This is a genomic window from Aequorivita aquimaris (assembly GCF_001573155.1).
GTDB classification, from domain to species: Bacteria; Bacteroidota; Bacteroidia; order Flavobacteriales; family Flavobacteriaceae; genus Aequorivita; species Aequorivita aquimaris.
Genome location: NZ_JRWG01000002.1, coordinates 443,724 through 461,520 on the forward strand (window position 1 = coordinate 443,724; position 17,797 = coordinate 461,520).

The following is a 17,797-nucleotide window of genomic DNA, read 5'->3' on the forward strand; positions in this document are numbered from 1 at the left end:
TGATTGGTTAAAATAAAAAAGAGGAAATTTTTCAATTTTCCTCTTTTATAAATTTATTTTAATTGTGTTTTATGGTTCCAAATCTATTTCTCCCATAGCTGTAACTTCACCTTGAACGACAGTTACATTTTCAACAACAAGTGGAGGAATTCCCAAGCCTAGATCGGCTTGAAATGCGACGGTATAGGTTCCATCGGGAACACCGCTTAAAAGAAATTCGCCCGCTATATTTGTATAGGAAGAAATTTCAATAGGTCCATTTGTGGCAGTCACCATTACCAATCCACCAACTGGAATAATGGTTCCTGAAATTGCGCCACTTTCTGCAGCAGTAGTAGCCCTTATCACTGGCTTAAGGCTATAGCCGCCATTTCCTTGCGCGACAATAGATTTATCAACATCAAAATCGAGCATAAATTCATATAAAATTCCAGGCTCTAGGTTTTCGTTTACTTGAATTTTTAAACCAGATTGTTGTGAACTTGGAGTGTCTAGTGGCAAAGGTTGACCATCTACAACTATTGTGTTTTGATCCCCAAGAACTAGGCGTATCTGGCTAATATTTCCAGCGGGGACTTCATCGTTGAACAATAGAACATTGACGCCAGCGGTTAATTCCAATAGATCATAAATACCGGCGTTAATGCCTAAAGTAATATCATCTTGGCCGCCATTATATTTTATTACTACTTCTTGAACATCAATAAACACAGCGTCATAATCGCCAGGAGCATCAGTTAATCTAAGGGACAATTTTGCATTACCATCATTGTTGGTAGCATCATCATCACTACTACAAGCGGTAAAACCTACAATCAACAAAGCAATTAAGCTAATTTTTAAAAGGGATTTCATGGTTATATTTTTAGAATTAGTTTTACAAACATATTATTCGAAATTTAGAGTTTTATGAATGTTAAGAACTATTAACTTTTGAGTTAACTAATTTTAACCATTGCAGATATTATAGAAATGTTATTTTTAGAAAAAGATTGAATATGAAAAACAAGACTGCATTTATAACCGGAGCAACCTCTGGCATTGGAATGGCAACGGCAAAACTTTTCGCCAAAAACGGACTAAAATTAATTCTCTGCGGAAGAAGGGAAGACAGGTTGAAAAAGCTTTCGAAAGAACTTTCAACTTTCACTGAAGTTCATACGTTAAGTTTTGATGTTCGCAATAAAGAAGCAGTTTTTTCAGCTGTGAATTCACTTCCGAAGCAATTTTCAGAAATAGATATTTTAATAAACAATGCTGGCAACGCACACGGAATGGATACCATTGATGAAGGAAATATTGACGATTGGGACGCGATGCTGGATATAAATGTGAAGGGTTTACTTTATGTGAGCAAAGCAATTCTTCCGAAAATGATGGAGCGTAAAAGCGGGCATATTATAAATATTGGAAGCACTGCCGGAAAAGAAGTCTATCCAAAAGGAAACGTTTATTGCGCTAGCAAACATGCTGTGGACGCCATAAATCAAGGAATGCGATTGGATTTGAACGGAAAGGGAATAAAAGTGGGAGCCATAAACCCTGGATTGGTTGAAACAGAATTTAGCGAAGTGCGATTTAAAGGTGATTCTGAAAAAGCCGAAAAAGTCTACCAAGGTTACACACCTTTAAAACCCGAAGATATTGCAGATATTATTTGGTTTGCCGTTACCCGTCCACCGCACGTGAATATTGCAGATTTGACCGTTATGTGCTTGGATCAGGCGAGTAGCACAATTGTTAATAAGGCTTCAAGTTGAAAGTTGCAGGTTGCAGGTTTTCTAAATTTGAATATTATGGCTAAAATTGAAAGATTTGAGGATTTGGAAATTTGGCAGTTAGCCAGAGAAATTTGTAAAGATGTTTGAGCCATAATTCAAAATACAACTTTACAAAAGGATTATAAACTTCGAAAGCAAATAAATGGGGCTTCGGGTTCTATAATGGATAATATTTCCGAAGGATTTGAAAGAGATGGAAATCGAGAGTTTATTAATTTTTTAAGTATTGCCAAAGCTTCGTGTGGTGAAACAAGATCTCAATTATATCGTTGTTTGGATAGAAATCATATTGATGAAGAGACTTTTAAAAAAATTTCTGAAAAAGCCATTTTAAATAGTAGAAAAATAAAATCATTTATGATATATCTGAAAAACTCAGGCATAAAAGGTTCAAAATATGATTAGAAAAAAATAACTTTTAACCTGCAACCTGCAACCTGCAACCTGCAACCATAATCATGATCAACAAACGCCTTCTTATCAAAAATCTGCTCGCCCATAACGACGAGAGCAGTTTCTATGATAAAAAGCGAAAAATAGACCTCGGCACCAAAGAAGGAAAGGCGAAATTTCTGAAACACATTTGCGCGCTCAGTAACAGCAATCCGGCAAATAATTCCTTTATCGTAATTGGCGTTGAGGATGAAACCAACGAGATTCGGGGAGTCGATTTTTTTGACGACAGCAAAATCCAAAACCTCGTAAACGCCTATCTCACCAATGCGCCGCTGATTATTTATGAAAACGTCGCATTTCCCAATCTGCCTTCAGATAAAGTGGTGGGCTTGGTAACGATTCGCCCAAACGGTAAGATAACTTCGCTACGCAAAAACATTTGGAAATATTGGGGCGGTTCTATTTTTCTTCGAGATGGCAGTATTTCGATGCCGAAGGATTTTGATATTGAGATAAAAGACGTGAATTCCGAAATAGTAAAATCCATAGAAAACGCCGCCAAAAATAATATTGAACTCACGCTTGACGGTGTAATGGATTTTACCAACAATCGCCACAAAGATTTGGAAAGCCACTACAAAGTTTTTAAGGAACAATTTGTGGTTTGTTGGGCTGGAAACCCAAAAAGAGTAAAGGAAAATCTTTATTATTCTCGCGTTGATATTGAATTGATAAACGAACAGGTTCGGCTATTTTATTCGGCTTTGGACGAAATAAGCATTACTTATAATGATGATTATTTTAAAACCGTAGAGTATGTTCACTTGGGATTGAATGAACAATTTAAATATTATCCGTTGGAGGAAGTGACGATTCATTTCAAAGAAAATGGCTCTTACAGTATGGATTCAAAACTTATTTTTGAAGCACCCAAATTCAACAAAAAAACGCTTTTTCATATTTATAATTCAAACAATGCCGTCTTGGAAAAGTTAAAAAAGAGCATTCCACTGAACGCTTCCGAAGAAAAGGATTTGCACAGTCTTCCTTCCACATATCTTATTTGCTATTTGAATGATTTTGAAGAAGCAAAGGAAAAATTACAGGAAGCGAAGGAATTTTTGAGGGATTATGACGCTGAAGCCTACCAACTTTCAAAAGAATCGCTGCGTATTTTGAGGAAGGTGAGTTATAATTAATCCAATGTTAAACCTATTTTTATATCTTTAAACTTCAATTTTTAAAATTTTGGAACTATGGGCATTTTCGACACAATAAAAGAAAAACTAAGCAATGAATTCATCGACATCATCGAGTGGCTGGATTATACGCCAGATACTATTTGTCATCGTTTTGAACGTTACCAAAACGAAATAAAAAATAACGCAAAACTCATCGTGCGCGAAGGGCAAACAGCAGTTTTTATAAACGAAGGCCAATTGGCAGACGTTTTTAAGCCCGGAACCTATACGTTGAACACCCAAAACCTTCCTATTTTAACCACGTTGAAAGGTTGGAAATACGGGTTTGATAGTCCTTTCAAAGCTGAAGTTTATTTTGTGAACACCCATCTTTTTACCGATGAAAAATGGGGCACCAAAAACCCGATTACGCTAAGCGATGACCGTTTCGGCTTGGTTGAAATCCGTGCTTTCGGAACCTATGCATACCGGATTAACGATGCCGGAAAATTTATTGTTGACATAGTTGGAACCGACAATAATTTCACCAATTTCGAAATAAACGAACATTTAAAGAGCCTTATCGCCACACGATTTACGGATACTGTTGGCGAAGCAAAACTTCCCATAGAACTGTACGCGGCAAACACTACCGAGCTTTCCGAAACCTGTAAGGAAGTGATGCAACCGGAGTTTAACAGTGTGGGAATTTCCTTGGAAAAATTCTTTATTGAAAACGTTTCCATGCCCGAAGACCTTAAAAAGGAAATCTTCGAATACAGCCGAATTGACAAGTTGGATCTTGACAAGCTCACCAAATTCAAAACTGCAAAAGCTATTGAAGCTGCCGCGGCCAATGAGGGTGGAACAGCTGGAGCCGGAATGGGAATGGGAATGGGCTTCGTACTCGCGCAACAAATGGGCGGGATGATGAATCCACAAATGGGCCAACAGCAAATGCAACAACAGCAGCCACAGGGCGGAATGATGCCGCCGCCAATGCCTGCCGCAGTCCAATATTTTTACGCCGCCAATGGCACACAGGCCGGTCCGGTGAGTTTTGAGCAGTTGCAATCTTTGTTTGCGAGCAGAACGGTAAACAAAGACACTTTAGTTTGGAAAGCCGGTTTGGCAGAATGGACACCGCTTCAGCAGATTGAGGAATTGAAATCGTTTTTGGGTGGAAATACCCCACCGCCGCTTCCACAGCAATAATTGCGAGGCACGAAACAATCCCAAATTCTAAACCGGGAGGTTTATATTTTCAATGGAAGAAATTTCACCAAAAAAATCTGAACTCAAAAAATCTTGTGTCAACTGTGGCGCAGAGCTTACCTATGCGCCTGGGACAACTGAGCTAAAATGTGATTATTGCGGCCATACCGAAACGATTGCCCCTTCCGAAAATGGTTTTGAGGAATTGGAATTGAAACCTTATCTCGAAAAGATGGGCTCGCAAAAACACAGCGAGGAAATCACGATGCTCCACTGTAAAAATTGTGGTGCCAACCAACACATTGAAGAAAATTACAAATCGCTTTCCTGTATTTATTGCGGCTCGCCCTTGATTATTGAAGATGCCTATAAAGAGGAATGGATACTTCCGGGTGCGGTTTTGCCCTTTCAAATTGATCAAAAAAAAGCATTTCAAATTTTTAAAAAATGGGTCGATGGACTTTGGTTTGCGCCAAACAATCTAAAAAAAGCCGCCCTCGATCCCGAAAAAACGCGAGGGCTTTACGCCCCATATTGGACGTTTGACGCCCAACTTTATGCAGATTATACAGGCCAGCGTGGCGAATATTATTACGTGACCAAAACAGTGGGCAGCGGAAAAAATAAAAGAACCGTACAAGAAAGAAGAACGCGCTGGTATCCTGCTTCGGGAAGTGTTTCGGGATTTGTTGACGACACTTTAATTAAAGCTTCCAACCAAAAAACGGGGGTTATTCCACAGAAAATAGCTCGGTGGAATTTAAAAATGCTGAAACCTTTTGACAGTTCCTATCTCGCGGGTTTTGTTACTGAAAAATATACTATTCCGCTTTTGGAAGGACATCTGGAAAGCAATAAAATCGCCGAACAGATTGCAGACAGTTGGATTCGGCGCGATATTGGCGGCGATACCCAACAAGTAACATCCACGGATATGACGCTTTCCGAAGAAACATTTAAGCATGTCCTGCTTCCGGTCTATGTCAGCACCTATAGATTTAAGGGCAAGCGCTATAATTTCTTCGTAAATGGCCAAAGTGGTGTTATTTCGGGCGAGCGACCGTATTCGTTTTGGAAAATATTCTTTTTTGTCCTCGCGATTCTTTGCGTAATTGGACTCATTTATTTATTTTCTAAATGATGAAAACAGTTGTAATCGGCGATATTCACGGAGGGTTTAGGGCGTTAAAACAATTATTGGAAGGGGTAAATCTTCCGAAAGGCACACAATATATTTTTGTGGGCGATTACGTGGACGGCTGGAGCGAATCGGCCGAAGTGGTTTCGTATTTGATAGATTTTTCAAAAAAAAATGATTGCATTTTTATCCGCGGAAATCACGATGAATTGCTTTATAAGTATTTAAAATTCGGTGAAAGAAACCCAATGTGGCTCAGTCAGGGTGGGGAGAGCAGCGTGGAAAGCTATTCGAAAATTTCCGAAGAAGAAAAGGAAAAGCATCTTCAATTTTTTGAAAATTTGGTGAATTTTCACGAAGATTCCGAAAACAGACTTTTCGTTCATGCGGGTTTTACCAATCAGCATGGGCCGCAAAGTGAGTATTATCCAAACATGGTCTATTGGGACCGAACCCTTTGGGAAATGGTCTGCGCGATGGATTCCTCCATTTCCGAAGAGGACGATAAATACCCAAAACGGCTGAAACTTTTTAATGAAATTTATATCGGCCACACGCCCGTAACGCGTGTTGGGTTTGACAAACCCGCAAATTTCGCCAATGTTTGGAACGTGGATACGGGTGCGGCTTTCAAAGGAAAAATCTCGATGCTCGATGTAGATTCAAAGGAAATTTGGCAGAGCGAGCCTGTTTATAAATTATATCCCGAAGAAAAAGGCAGGAATTAAGACTTCTTTATTACAAATTCCATCTTTCACTTGCTATCTTTGTAATTCCTCTAAAATAACACCATGGCGCTTAAAAATATCCGTTTGGAAGTAATGCAGACTGTTGAAAAGAAAATCGACAGTTATATTGACCAATATTTGATCCCTGTTGATGAAATTTGGCAACCCACCGATCTATTGCCCAATTTTCAAAAGGAAAATTATATGGATGAGGTTATCCAAATCCGTGAAGAGGCCAAAGAATTGGGCTATGATTTCTGGATTGTTTTGGTGGGCGATATGGTTACGGAAGAAGCGTTGCCAACCTACGAAAGTTGGTTGATGGATATGGAAGGCGTGGACCAGCACGGCCGAAACGGCTGGAGCAAATGGATACGCCATTGGACGGGAGAGGAAAATCGCCACGGAGATGCGCTCAACAAATACCTCTATTTATCCGGAAGGGTAAATATGAAAGAAGTTGAAAAAACCACCCAACATTTAATTAATGATGGTTTTGAGGTTGGAACCGGCCGCGATCCGTACCGAAACTTTATTTATACCAGTTTTCAGGAATTGGCAACGAATGTTTCCCACAACCGCGTTGGAAAAATTGCAAAGAAAAAGGGCAATAAAATGCTTGCGAAAATGTGCAATATTATTGCAGGTGATGAAATGCGCCACCACTTGGCCTATCGCGAATTTGTTAAAACTATTTTTGAATACGACGCCAGCGAAATGATGATTGCCTTTCAAGATATGATGCAGAAAAAAATCATTATGCCGGCCCAAAACCTTCGCCAAAGCGGTGGAAAAATGGCTTCGGCGTTTGACGATTTCAGCAACGCGGCACAGCGTTTGGGCGTCTATACCACATTTGATTACATTGATATTCTTGAAAAACTCAATGCCCATTGGGAAATTTCAAAAATCAGCGGCTTGACCGATGAAGCTGAAAAGGCACGGGATTATCTTTTGAAATTACCTTCGCGAATGCTTCGTATTGCTGAAAGGATAAAAATTCCACAGGATGCCAACCGTTTTAAATGGGTTGAGCCGAACGGAATAATATAAAATCTAAAAGCCGCTTCAATTGAAGCGGCTTTTTTTTTCTTTTAAAATATATTACTACAAGTCAAACTTAATTCCCTGCGCTAAAGGAAGCTCAGTGGTATAGTTGATTGTATTTGTCTGTCTGCGCATATAGATTTTCCAGGCATCGCTTCCGCTTTCGCGGCCGCCGCCGGTTTCCTTTTCACCACCAAATGCACCGCCAATCTCGGCACCGCTGGTACCGATGTTTACGTTTGCTATCCCGCAATCGCTTCCAGCGTGCGAAAGAAAACGTTCCGCCTCGCGAAGATTGTTTGTCATGATTGCTGATGAAAGTCCCTGCACAACGCCATTTTGAAGTTCGATGGCGTTTTCAACATCGCCGCTGTATTTCATTAAATACAATACGGGGGCAAAGGTTTCGTGCTGCACGATTTCGAAACTATTTTTGGCTTCGGCAATGGCTGGTTTTACGTAGCATCCGCTTTCGTAGCCTTCACCCTCCAAAACGCCGCCTTCAACAATAATGTTTCCGCCTTCCGCAACCACTTTTTCAAGGGCTTGGTTGTACATTCTTACGGCATCCTTGTCGATAAGAGGCCCAACGTGGTTTTTTTCATCCAAAGGATTCCCAATGCGAAGTTGCTTGTAAGCATCAACCACCGCATCCTTCACTTTGTCATAAATGCTTTCGTGAATGATCAATCTTCGGGTTGAGGTGCAGCGTTGCCCGGCAGTTCCCACAGCGCCAAAAACGGCACCGATAACGGTCATTTTTATATCTGCATCCGGAGTTACAATAATTGCGTTGTTTCCGCCAAGTTCCAGCAGGGATTTACCAAGACGTGCAGCAACGGCCTGTGCAACAATTTTCCCCATTCTAATGGAGCCAGTAGCCGACACCAAAGGTACGCGCTTATCGTTGGTCATCATTTCACCAACTTTATAATCGCCGTTGATTAGGCAAGAGATGCCTTCCGGCAAATTGTTGTCCGCAAAAACTTTTGCAGCAATTTTCTGGCAAGCTATTCCACAAAGCGGTGTTTTTTCCGAAGGCTTCCAAACGCAAACATCGCCGCAAATCCAGGCCAATGCTGTGTTCCAAGCCCAAACGGCTACGGGAAAGTTAAATGCTGAAATAATCCCGACAACGCCAAGCGGATGATATTGCTCGTACATTCTGTGGCCGGGGCGTTCGCTGTGCATCGTCAAGCCGTGAAGCTGGCGGGAAAGACCGACTGCAAAATCGCAGATGTCAATCATTTCCTGTACTTCGCCAAGCCCTTCCTGATAACTTTTTCCCATTTCATAGGAAACCAATTTTCCGAGCGGCTCTTTCAGTCTTCGCAACTCTTCCCCAAATTGGCGCACGATTTCCCCACGTTGTGGAGCTGGTTTCAATCGCCAGTCTTTAAATGCTGAAGTGGCGCTTTGCATTACTTTTTCGTAATCTTCTTTGGAAGTGGTGCTCACTTTTGCGATGAGTTGGCCGTCAACGGGCGAAAAAGATGAAATTTCCTCCCCGTTTGAAAACCATTCATTTCCAGTGGAAGTTCCTTGGTTTACGTCCTTAATTCCTAATTGTTCCAATGCTTCCTCGATACCGAAGCTAGTGGTTGTTGCTTGCATATATAGTTGTTTTTTATTCCCCCGAAAGGGGGAATCACATGATTGTTTTATCTCCGTCTTTCGGTTTCCACTTGGGATAGACTTAGACGGATTTTTTTATTAATTTTATAAAGATTCCCGCCTCCGCGGGAATGTTGCAAAGGTACACAATGCGCTGAAGAAAGTAAAACGAAACGGTATCTGTTTGGAAATACGCTGTTAATCTTGTGTGAAACGTGGGTCGGCTTCCATCACCGTTCCGCATTTGTTACAAGTTCGCAACTCTTTGCTTCCGTAGAAATGTTTGAAGTGTTTTAGAAAATCAGTTTCAATATCGCTTAGCGGGAAGTAAACTTCATATAGTTTGTTGTTGCAATTGTCGCAAAACCAGAGTAGGCCGTCTTTTCCCTCAAGGTCGGTTCGTTTTCTTTCAATAACCAAACCTATTGAACCAGCACTCCTGCCGGGAGAATGCGGCACCTTTGCGGGATGAAGATACATATCGCCAGGGCCTAGTTCCATCACTTTTTTCTCGCCATTTTCTTGGATTGCAACCTGAATATTTCCTTCAAGTTGATAGAAAAGCTCCTCGGTTTCGTTGTAGTGATAATCCTTTCGGGCATTGGGACCGGCGACGATCATTACGATATAATCGTCAGATTCAATATATAAATTTTTATTGCCCACCGGTGGTTTCAGAAGATCTCGATTTTCCTCAACCCACTTATTTAAATTGAAAGGTTTTTTAATAGCCATTGCCGTATTTTTAACTGTTACGTAAAAATACGGCAATTTAGACTAATTAAAAAAGGGATGTGAGGTTACTTTCTATAAAAAAGTTGTGTGAAGTAGCTACGGCCTTTGGCACATTTCATCACACCAAATCCGGTGTGTGTGTAATTTCCTTCAATAATGGCCTTGTGTCCGGGGCTGTTCAGCCAAGCATTTACAACGGCCTCGGCGGTTTCATAGCCATAGGCAACGTTTTCGCCTACTACTACGGCGTTGTCGTGATATTTTATTCCTTCGGAACGATAGCCAAAATTATCGTGGTTTATCTGCTCCTTTTCAATCATATATTCAGTGTGGTCCACAGCAAAGGCGGAAGCGTATTGGGTATCAATTTTGAGTAAGGAAAGACCCAATGACGCGCGATGGTCATTCACCAGGCTTAAAATTTCAGAAGACATTTGGCTGTCGTTTCTTTGGGCCAAAGCCAAATCGATGTCGTACTTGGCGGCTTCAACTTCAACAGAATCCTCTTTTGAACAGGAGGTAATCACTAGGCATAGCAATGCCATTGCAAGTAGGTTGCTTTTTAGTAGGTGCATAATTTGGGGGGACACCAGATTTGGGGCTTGATGTCGATTCAAATATATAAAAAAATATTTAAAAAATGCACTTTAACGAATAAATTGCGCACTTTATCGGATTATCGACAGATTTTTAGCATCTCAAAAACAATTGCAATTACGTGATGCACCGTAAACAGTATATTTCACGTATATTAGGGATAAATTTAAAATTATCGGTATGGTTAAAATTTTAACATATTTTATTGCTATTTTTCTTCTTTTCGGATGTAAAAACGAAGAAAAATCTACTTCTGAGAGGAAAAAGATTTCAGAAAATGCAACTCAAAAGGAAGAAAATTTTGGAATTGTCATCCACGGAGGCGCCGGAACTATTTTGAAGGAAAATATGAGCGATTCCCTGAAAGCAGCCTATAAGGCTAAGCTGAAAGAAGCAATTTCCGTAGGGTATGAAATTTTAAAAAACGGCGGCACTTCTTTAGATGCTGTTACACAGACTATCAATGTTATGGAAGATTCACCACTTTTCAACGCGGGAAAAGGAGCGGTTTTTACGCACGAAGGTTCCAACGAACTCGACGCGTCAATAATGGACGGGGCTACTTTGAATGCTGGAGCGGTAGCTGGGGTGAAGCACATTAAAAACCCAATCGATTTGGCACGAGATGTAATGCAAAACAGTGAACATGTAATGCTTTATGGCGCTGGCGCGGAAGAATTTGCAAAAGGTTTGGGCTATAAAATGATGGATACCTCCTATTTCTACACCCAAAACAGATATAAGTCTTTACAACGGGTTTTGGAAAGGGAAAAAGCCCAAAACGAGAAGAAGATTTCCTTTGAAGATTCTTATATAAAAAATTCAAAATTCGGGACCGTGGGTTGTGCGGCCTTGGACAAACACGGCAACCTCGCCGCCGGAACCTCAACGGGCGGAATGACCAATAAACGCTGGAACCGCATTGGCGATGCCCCAATTATTGGCGCTGGAACCTATGCAAATAATGCAACTTGCGCCGTTTCTTCAACGGGTTGGGGCGAGTATTTTATCCGCTCTGTTGTTGCCTATGATATTTCTGCCTTGATGGAATATAAAGGAATGACGTTACAGGAAGCCGCTTATGAAGTTATCCAGAAAAAAGTACCTGCCCTTGGCGGAGATGGTGGCATTGTTGCAATTGATAAGGATGGAAATGTGGCGATGGAATTCAACACTGCGGGCATGTATCGCGCCACGATGAATTCCGAAGGCGAGTTGGTTTTTAAAATTTATAAAGAGGAATAAATGGAACCGTATTACGCTGTAATTTTCACTTCCGTCCAAACTGAAAATATTGAAGGCTATTCTGAAATGGCAACATTAATGGAAAATCTGGCAAAACAGCAACCTGGTTTTTTGGAAATTGAAAGTGCCCGAAATGAAATCGGCATTACCGTAAGCTATTGGCAAAGCCTTGAAAGCATTAAAAAATGGAAAGAAAATTTGGATCATTTAACTGCGCAGAAAAAAGGTAGAGAACAATGGTATTCCTATTATAAAGTGAGGGTTTGCAAAGTGGAACGGGATTATGAATTTAACGCTTGAAGGGGCATAATTTTTTGACAATCTGTTAATTCCATCCCAAATGTTAAATTTTAAAATACGATTATAAAATAGTTGAACGTTACAAATTTAACCTCCCACCCATAAAACGTATTTAAGTAATTATTTCAAACAAAACGATTTGGTTTTTGCTTTGCTGCCCAATCATTTTGCCTTATTTTTAAATGCCTTTAACCATCGAGTATGAAAAATCTTCTCAAGTTCCTAACTGTCCTTTTATTGCTTTTCGTTTTTTCCTGTAAAGACAAAGACAAACATTCCGAAACCGACAATCTCTTTAAATTCAAGGAATATATTTCCTATAACACCTACGGAAACCAATCCATCACTACAGATATTCGTGTTGAACTTGCAAAACCGTTGGAACAATTTGAGATCACTCAAGAACTTGCTGCCGATGAATATTTAAAAATTTCTCCCGCTACGAAAGGTAAATTGGTTGTTGAAAACGGCAAAACCCTAATTTTCCAACCTTCGGAATATTTAAAGCCCGACACAGAATATACTGTAACGGTAAAACTGGATAAATTTTACGAAGATATTTCCAAAGAATTTAAAACCTACACTTTCAGCTTTCATACAATTACGCCCAATTTTAAAGTAGATATTGGAAAACTGCAAAGCTATAGCAAGCAATGGCAATATGTTGAGGCATCAGTTGAGGCGTCGGATGTTATTTCTTTTGAAAAGGCTAAACAATTGGTTTCTGCGTCGCAGGAAGGTAAAAAGTTAAAACTGAAATGGCCGTCAGAAGAAAAAGAGGCGCGCTATTTCAACTTTACTATCGACAGTATTTCAAGGAAAATTGACGATTCCGAAATTCTCATAAAATGGGATGGAAAACCAATCGGAGCCGAAAACAGAGGGGAAAATACATTTGCAATTCCAGGCCAAAACAATTTTACAATTGTTGACATCAGCAGCACGTTGGCTCCGGCTGCACTTTTGAGCATCAACTTTTCCGACCCGTTGCTGGAAAATCAGGATTTTGCAGGTTTGGTTACTATTGAAAATACGCAGGATTTACGATACGAAGTCAACGGAAATGTGCTCAACGTATATCCGCCAAACCGCGTGGTGGGCCACGTAAAGGTTACGGTTTTCACGGGAATCAAAAATTCGGAAGGCATCGGTCTGAAAAAGGAATTTTCAGAATTGGTTTCCTTTGAGCAACTGAAACCAGCCGTGCGGATGATTTCAAAAGGTGTAATTCTCCCGAATTCCGCTTCAACGCCCGTTTATTTTGAAGCGGTAAACCTTTCAAAAGTGGATGTGCGCGTCATTAAAATTTACGAAAACAACGTGCTTCAATTTCTTCAAAGCTATAATTTGGACAATACAAATACCTACGATATTAAGCGTGTTGGCAGACGAATCGCCAAAAAAACCATCGAACTAAAAAATGCCGATTTGGGCGATAACGGCAGTTGGAAAGCCTACGCCATTAATCTTTCGGAATATTTTACGGCAGATCCGGGCGCCATTTACCAATTGGAACTCAGTTTCAAAAAGGATTATATCATTTATGATTGTGCCGAAACTACTTCGGAAGAAGAAAATACTGAGGAAAACGAAGATGAATACTACAATGATTATTACGAAGAAGATCCCTATTACGCCAGCGATTCTTCCGAAGACGAGGAAATCCGCGAGGAGCGTTATTGGGATAACGAAATCTACCGTTGGCGAAGTTACAATTACAACTGGGAACAGCGCGATAACCCGTGCCATCCCGCGTATTACAATGAAGAGCGTGTGGTTACCGCAAATATTCTCGGTTCAGATTTGGGATTGATTGTGAAAAAGGGCAACAACCGTTCATATCATTTTATTGCCACAAATTTGATTACCGCAAAGCCGGAAGGTGGCGTAAAAGTGAAACTTTTCAACTATCAGCAGCAACTTATTGAAACTGTTACGACCGAAGGCGATGGAATGACACTTTACGATGGTTCAAAAAATGCAGCTTTCGCAGTGGCACAGAAAGGAAATAATTTTGCCTACGTAAAACTGGAGGACGGAAATGCCCTTTCCATGAGCAATTTCGACATTTCGGGGAAAGAGCTTCAAAAAGGATTAAAAGGTTATACTTATACCGAACGTGGCGTTTACCGTCCGGGCGACAGCATTCACTTGACTTTCGTCTTGAACGACAATGCAAATCCCCTTCCAAAAAATCATCCAGTTACGCTTTCTGTTACTGATGCGCGCGGAAAACTCATACAAAGAACGGTTCTGAACAGTAGTTCGAACTTCTCTCCCTTTGGGGGAGATGCCGCAGGCAGAGGGGGGCAGGGATTTTATTATTTCCCAATCGCCACAGACCCCTCCGCCCCAACCGGAAACTGGAATGCAACCGTAACCGTTGGTGGCGCACAATTTTCGCACACGTTGAAAGTGGCGACCATTAAACCAAACCGGTTAAAAATAAAACTCGATTTTGAGGATGAAATTCTCGATGCCACAAAACCCGTAAAAGGAACGGCAAGCGCCATGTGGCTTCACGGCTCGCCTGCGCGCAATTTGAAAATTGATATGACAGCCACGCTTCGAGCCAGCAATTCAGCTTTTCCGAAGTTTTCAAAATACAATTTCATCGACCCAATCCGAAAATTTGATGAGGTGGAAATCCCTGTTTTGGATGTGCAACTTTCTTCGGAAGGCAGTACTGCTTTTAGCCAAAATCTTGAAGTGGGAAAGAACGCGCCCGGAATGTTAAAAGCTACTTTTTTAACGAAAGTGTACGAAGGCGGCGGCGATTTTTCAATGGATATTTTTTCGAAAGATTTAGCCCCATTCTCACATTTTGTCGGTTTGAAATCTCCCGAAGCGGGTCGTTACGGTTCCTATTTTACGGATGAAAACACAACTTTTGATGTAGTTTCCGTGAATGCGCAGGGCAAAGCTGCCGCCAACCGCGAGCTGGAAGTGAAAGTTTTTCAAATTGAATGGCGTTGGTGGTGGAACCGCGGAGAGGACAATCTTTCAACCTATGAAAATTCAACCGTGCACCATCCTGTGAAAGAATTCACCGTAAAAACCGATGGCAACGGAAAGGGAAAATTCACCGTAAATATTCCCGAAGAGGAAGGCGGACGCTATTTAATTCGGGTCATCGATAAACAATCTGGCCACGCAACCGGGCGCATAACATATTTCTACAGAAATTGGTGGCAGCGCCCAAGTGACGGCGATGCGGAAAGTGCGCGCATGTTGCTCTTTTCAGCAGATAAGGAAAAATACAATGTTGGCGAAGAAGCGTTTATAACCTTTCCTTCGGGAAGCGACGGCCACGCGTTGATTAGCGTTGAAAACGGCACCGAAGTTTTGGCAACGCACTGGATTGAAACCAAAAAAGGCGAAACCAAAGCTGCGATAAAAATCACCAAGGAAATGGCGCCGAATATTTATGTGAATATTTCGTTACTTCAACCCCATAGCCAGACCAAAAATGATTTGCCGATTCGGCTTTATGGCGTTATTCCGCTTTCGGTGGAAGATCCTTCAACAGTGCTTCATCCGAAAATTTCGATGCCCGAAGTTTTAAAACCGGAGAAACAATTCACCGTAAAAGTTTCCGAAGAAAAAGGGAAGCCGATGACCTATACTTTGGCGGTTGTTGATGAAGGCTTGCTGGATTTAACGCGCTTTGCCACGCCAGATATCCACGAAGCTTTTTACAACCGGGAAGCTTTGGGGGTTAAGACTTTTGATATGTTTGATTATGTGATTGGCGCCTATTCCGGCAGTGTGGATAATATTTACGCAATCGGTGGTGGCGATGCGGCTTTGGGTGCAAAAAACCGAAAAGCCGACAGATTTAAACCAGTTGTGAAATATCTGGGACCATTCGAACTCGCCGCCGGAAAAATTGCAAGTCATAATATTATGATGCCAAATTACATCGGTTCGGTGCGGACGATGGTAATTGCGGGCGATAAAACCAAAAGTGCATACGGCAGTGTCGAAAAAACTACGCCCGTCCGTACTCCGCTGATGGTGCTGGCCTCGCTTCCGCGGAAATTATCGCCGGGCGAAACGGTTACACTTCCTGTTACCGTTTTTGCGATGGAGAATAAAGTGAAAACCGCCACGATTACCGTAAAAACAGGCGATGCGCTGAAACCGAAAAACGGTGCTTCCGAAACTGTTTCGTTCAGCGGACCGGGCGAGCAGATTGTGAATTTCGAATTCGAAGTTTTGCCGACGAAGGAATTTCAAACCATTGAAGTAACCGCTTCCGGAAACGGCGAAAAAGCGAGCTACAAAGTTGAAATTGACGTGGAAAATCCGAATCCGGTTTCTCAGAAATCCACAAATTACACTGTGGATGGAAATGCTTCGCAGACCATCAATTTTGAAACTTTTGGCGTACCCGGAAGCAATGCCGCGATGCTTGAATTTTCAACCTTGCCGCCGATGGATTTTGGAAAACGAATGGAATATTTGATCCATTATCCGTACGGATGCATTGAACAGACTACTTCTTCGGCGTTTCCGCAGTTGTATTTGGCGGATGTTTTCGACATTACTTTTGATAAAAAACAGAAAATTGAAAAAAATGTAAAAGCAGCGATTGAGCGACTTGGAAGATTCCAAACTGCAAACGGCGGACTTGCATATTGGCCCGGCGAACGTGAAGCCGACGAATGGGCAACCAATTATGCCGGGCATTTTATGCTGGAAGCGAAACAAAAAGGATATGCGTTGCCCATCAGTTTTATGAGCAATTGGTTGCTATACCAGCAAAACACGGCGCGCCAATGGCGAAACAGTTATAAGGTTTATAATTCAAGTTTGACGCAGGCTTACAGACTTTATACCTTGGCGTTGGCGGGAAAACCGGAGCTCGCTGCAATGAACCGCCTTCGCGAAAGCAAAGAATTGAGCAACGATGCCAAATGGCGATTGGCCGCGGCATACGCTTTGGCTGGCAAAAAGGAAGTTGCACAGCAGATTGCACAAACGGCCAATATCAATTTCGTTCCGCAGAAATACGATTATTATACGTACGGCTCGCCTTTCAGAAATAGGGCGATGGCTTTGGAAACGTTGGTGCATTTGGGAGATTCGAAACAACGTGATTTGGCGATTTCCGTGGCGAAAGATTTGTCTTCCGGAAATTGGTACAGCACTCAGGAAACTTCGTATGCATTGATGGCAATGGCAAAAATGGTTGCCAAAAACGGTGGAAAGGCTATGGAGCTTACCTTTACAAATGGCGGAAAATCGGTTGAAGTGAAAACCGACCGAGCAATTGCGCAGCGCGATCTTTCTTTTGTAATGGGAAGCAATTCCGTTTCCGTAACAAACAAAAAAGGGAATGTGGTTTACGTTACACTTTCGCAACGTGGGAAATTGCCTTTAGGGGAAGAACTTGCCGAAAGACGCAATCTCTCCATAAAATCTGAATATTTGGGAGGCGATGGAAAATCAATTGACGTTACAAAATTGCGACAGGGCACGGAAATCATCGCGAAAGTGAGTGTTACCAATACTTCCAACAATTGGATAAACAACGTGGCTTTGGCAAAAATCTTTCCAAGCGGTTGGGAAATAGTAAACACCATTTTCTCCGAATTGGGCGGTGGCGCAAGTGGAAATGCACGATATACGGACATTCGCGACGACAGGGTGAATTTCTTCTTCGATTTAAAAGCAGGGGAAACCAAAACGTTCAGCGTAAAATTGAACGCTTCCTATTTGGGAACGTATTATTTGCCGGGAACGCAGGTTGAAGCTATGTATGACAACTCATATTATGCGCGAAATAAGGGAATGTGGGTAACGATTGAGCAGTAA

Annotated in this window: 13 protein-coding genes and 1 pseudogene; 10 read left to right on the forward strand and 4 right to left on the reverse strand. The window is 41.5% G+C overall.

The window, feature by feature from the left end:
• Nucleotides 1-69: 69 nt before the first annotated feature.
• Nucleotides 70-855, reverse strand: a complete 786-nt coding sequence (locus tag LS48_RS04825) for a DUF4382 domain-containing protein (protein WP_076692409.1) — start codon at nucleotides 853-855, stop codon at nucleotides 70-72.
• Nucleotides 856-998: 143 nt separating this feature from the next.
• Here LS48_RS04825 and LS48_RS04830 point away from each other — a divergent pair, with 143 nt between their 5' ends.
• The 7 genes and pseudogenes from LS48_RS04830 (at nucleotide 999) to LS48_RS04860 (ending at nucleotide 7,492) form a co-directional block, all read left to right on the forward strand.
• Nucleotides 999-1,760 (forward strand): SDR family NAD(P)-dependent oxidoreductase, encoded by a 762-nt coding sequence (locus LS48_RS04830; RefSeq protein WP_062620497.1) that lies wholly within the window; start codon nucleotides 999-1,001, stop codon nucleotides 1,758-1,760.
• Nucleotides 1,761-1,796: 36 nt separating this feature from the next.
• A pseudogene (locus LS48_RS04835) lies at nucleotides 1,797-2,186 on the forward strand (four helix bundle protein).
• Nucleotides 2,187-2,239: 53 nt separating this feature from the next.
• Nucleotides 2,240-3,376, forward strand: coding sequence for an ATP-binding protein (locus LS48_RS04840; protein WP_062620498.1), 1,137 nt, complete (start codon nucleotides 2,240-2,242; stop codon nucleotides 3,374-3,376).
• Between the two features lie 57 nt (nucleotides 3,377-3,433).
• Nucleotides 3,434-4,573, forward strand: coding sequence for an SPFH domain-containing protein (locus LS48_RS04845; protein ID WP_062620499.1), 1,140 nt, complete (start codon nucleotides 3,434-3,436; stop codon nucleotides 4,571-4,573).
• Between the two features lie 52 nt (nucleotides 4,574-4,625).
• Entirely contained in the window at nucleotides 4,626-5,714 is a 1,089-nt protein-coding gene (locus LS48_RS04850; RefSeq protein WP_062620501.1) for a TFIIB-type zinc ribbon-containing protein, read from the forward strand.
• Entirely contained in the window at nucleotides 5,711-6,439 is a 729-nt protein-coding gene (locus tag LS48_RS04855; RefSeq protein WP_062620504.1) for a metallophosphoesterase family protein, read from the forward strand. Before LS48_RS04850 ends, LS48_RS04855 begins: the two co-directional genes overlap by 4 nt.
• A gap of 63 nt (nucleotides 6,440-6,502) precedes the next feature.
• Nucleotides 6,503-7,492 carry an acyl-ACP desaturase gene (locus tag LS48_RS04860; protein WP_062620506.1) on the forward strand — a complete coding sequence of 330 codons (990 nt, stop codon included), beginning with the start codon at nucleotides 6,503-6,505 and terminating at the stop codon, nucleotides 7,490-7,492.
• A gap of 54 nt (nucleotides 7,493-7,546) precedes the next feature.
• On the opposite strand, the gene amaB is transcribed toward LS48_RS04860, so the two are convergent.
• The 3 genes from amaB to LS48_RS04875 all read right to left on the reverse strand — a co-directional run bounded on the left by amaB (nucleotide 7,547) and on the right by LS48_RS04875 (nucleotide 10,410).
• Nucleotides 7,547-9,100 (reverse strand): L-piperidine-6-carboxylate dehydrogenase, encoded by a 1,554-nt coding sequence (gene amaB, locus LS48_RS04865; RefSeq protein WP_062620508.1) that lies wholly within the window; start codon nucleotides 9,098-9,100, stop codon nucleotides 7,547-7,549.
• A 198-nt stretch (nucleotides 9,101-9,298) separates the two neighbouring features.
• On the reverse strand, nucleotides 9,299-9,835 hold the full coding sequence (locus LS48_RS04870) for a 3-hydroxyanthranilate 3,4-dioxygenase (RefSeq protein ID WP_062620510.1): 537 nt from the start codon (nucleotides 9,833-9,835) through the stop codon (nucleotides 9,299-9,301).
• Nucleotides 9,836-9,900: 65 nt separating this feature from the next.
• Nucleotides 9,901-10,410, reverse strand: coding sequence for a CAP domain-containing protein (locus LS48_RS04875; protein WP_076692418.1), 510 nt, complete (start codon nucleotides 10,408-10,410; stop codon nucleotides 9,901-9,903).
• A gap of 202 nt (nucleotides 10,411-10,612) precedes the next feature.
• Here LS48_RS04875 and LS48_RS04880 point away from each other — a divergent pair, with 202 nt between their 5' ends.
• The 3 genes from LS48_RS04880 to LS48_RS04890 all read left to right on the forward strand — a co-directional run bounded on the left by LS48_RS04880 (nucleotide 10,613) and on the right by LS48_RS04890 (nucleotide 17,797).
• Nucleotides 10,613-11,677, forward strand: coding sequence for an isoaspartyl peptidase/L-asparaginase family protein (locus LS48_RS04880; RefSeq protein ID WP_062620515.1), 1,065 nt, complete (start codon nucleotides 10,613-10,615; stop codon nucleotides 11,675-11,677).
• Entirely contained in the window at nucleotides 11,678-11,977 is a 300-nt protein-coding gene (locus tag LS48_RS04885) for an antibiotic biosynthesis monooxygenase family protein (protein WP_062620516.1), read from the forward strand. It abuts the gene before it with no gap.
• A 201-nt stretch (nucleotides 11,978-12,178) separates the two neighbouring features.
• Nucleotides 12,179-17,797 carry an alpha-2-macroglobulin family protein gene (locus LS48_RS04890; protein ID WP_062620518.1) on the forward strand — a complete coding sequence of 1,873 codons (5,619 nt, stop codon included), beginning with the start codon at nucleotides 12,179-12,181 and terminating at the stop codon, nucleotides 17,795-17,797.

Excerpts from the sequence above, each read along its gene's own strand:
- LS48_RS04825 (WP_076692409.1), bottom strand. The coding sequence starts at position 855 with ATGAAATCCCTTTTAAAAATTAGCTTAATTGCTTTGTTGATTGTAGGT.
- LS48_RS04830 (WP_062620497.1), top strand. The coding sequence starts at position 999 with ATGAAAAACAAGACTGCATTTATAACCGGAGCAACCTCTGGCATTGGA.
- LS48_RS04840 (WP_062620498.1), top strand. The coding sequence starts at position 2,240 with ATGATCAACAAACGCCTTCTTATCAAAAATCTGCTCGCCCATAACGAC.
- LS48_RS04845 (WP_062620499.1), top strand. The coding sequence starts at position 3,434 with ATGGGCATTTTCGACACAATAAAAGAAAAACTAAGCAATGAATTCATC.
- LS48_RS04850 (WP_062620501.1), top strand. The coding sequence starts at position 4,626 with ATGGAAGAAATTTCACCAAAAAAATCTGAACTCAAAAAATCTTGTGTC.
- LS48_RS04855 (WP_062620504.1), top strand. The coding sequence starts at position 5,711 with ATGATGAAAACAGTTGTAATCGGCGATATTCACGGAGGGTTTAGGGCG.
- LS48_RS04860 (WP_062620506.1), top strand. The coding sequence starts at position 6,503 with ATGGCGCTTAAAAATATCCGTTTGGAAGTAATGCAGACTGTTGAAAAG.
- amaB (WP_062620508.1), bottom strand. The coding sequence starts at position 9,100 with ATGCAAGCAACAACCACTAGCTTCGGTATCGAGGAAGCATTGGAACAA.
- LS48_RS04870 (WP_062620510.1), bottom strand. The coding sequence starts at position 9,835 with ATGGCTATTAAAAAACCTTTCAATTTAAATAAGTGGGTTGAGGAAAAT.
- LS48_RS04875 (WP_076692418.1), bottom strand. The coding sequence starts at position 10,410 with ATGCACCTACTAAAAAGCAACCTACTTGCAATGGCATTGCTATGCCTA.
- LS48_RS04880 (WP_062620515.1), top strand. The coding sequence starts at position 10,613 with ATGGTTAAAATTTTAACATATTTTATTGCTATTTTTCTTCTTTTCGGA.
- LS48_RS04885 (WP_062620516.1), top strand. The coding sequence starts at position 11,678 with ATGGAACCGTATTACGCTGTAATTTTCACTTCCGTCCAAACTGAAAAT.
- LS48_RS04890 (WP_062620518.1), top strand. The coding sequence starts at position 12,179 with ATGAAAAATCTTCTCAAGTTCCTAACTGTCCTTTTATTGCTTTTCGTT.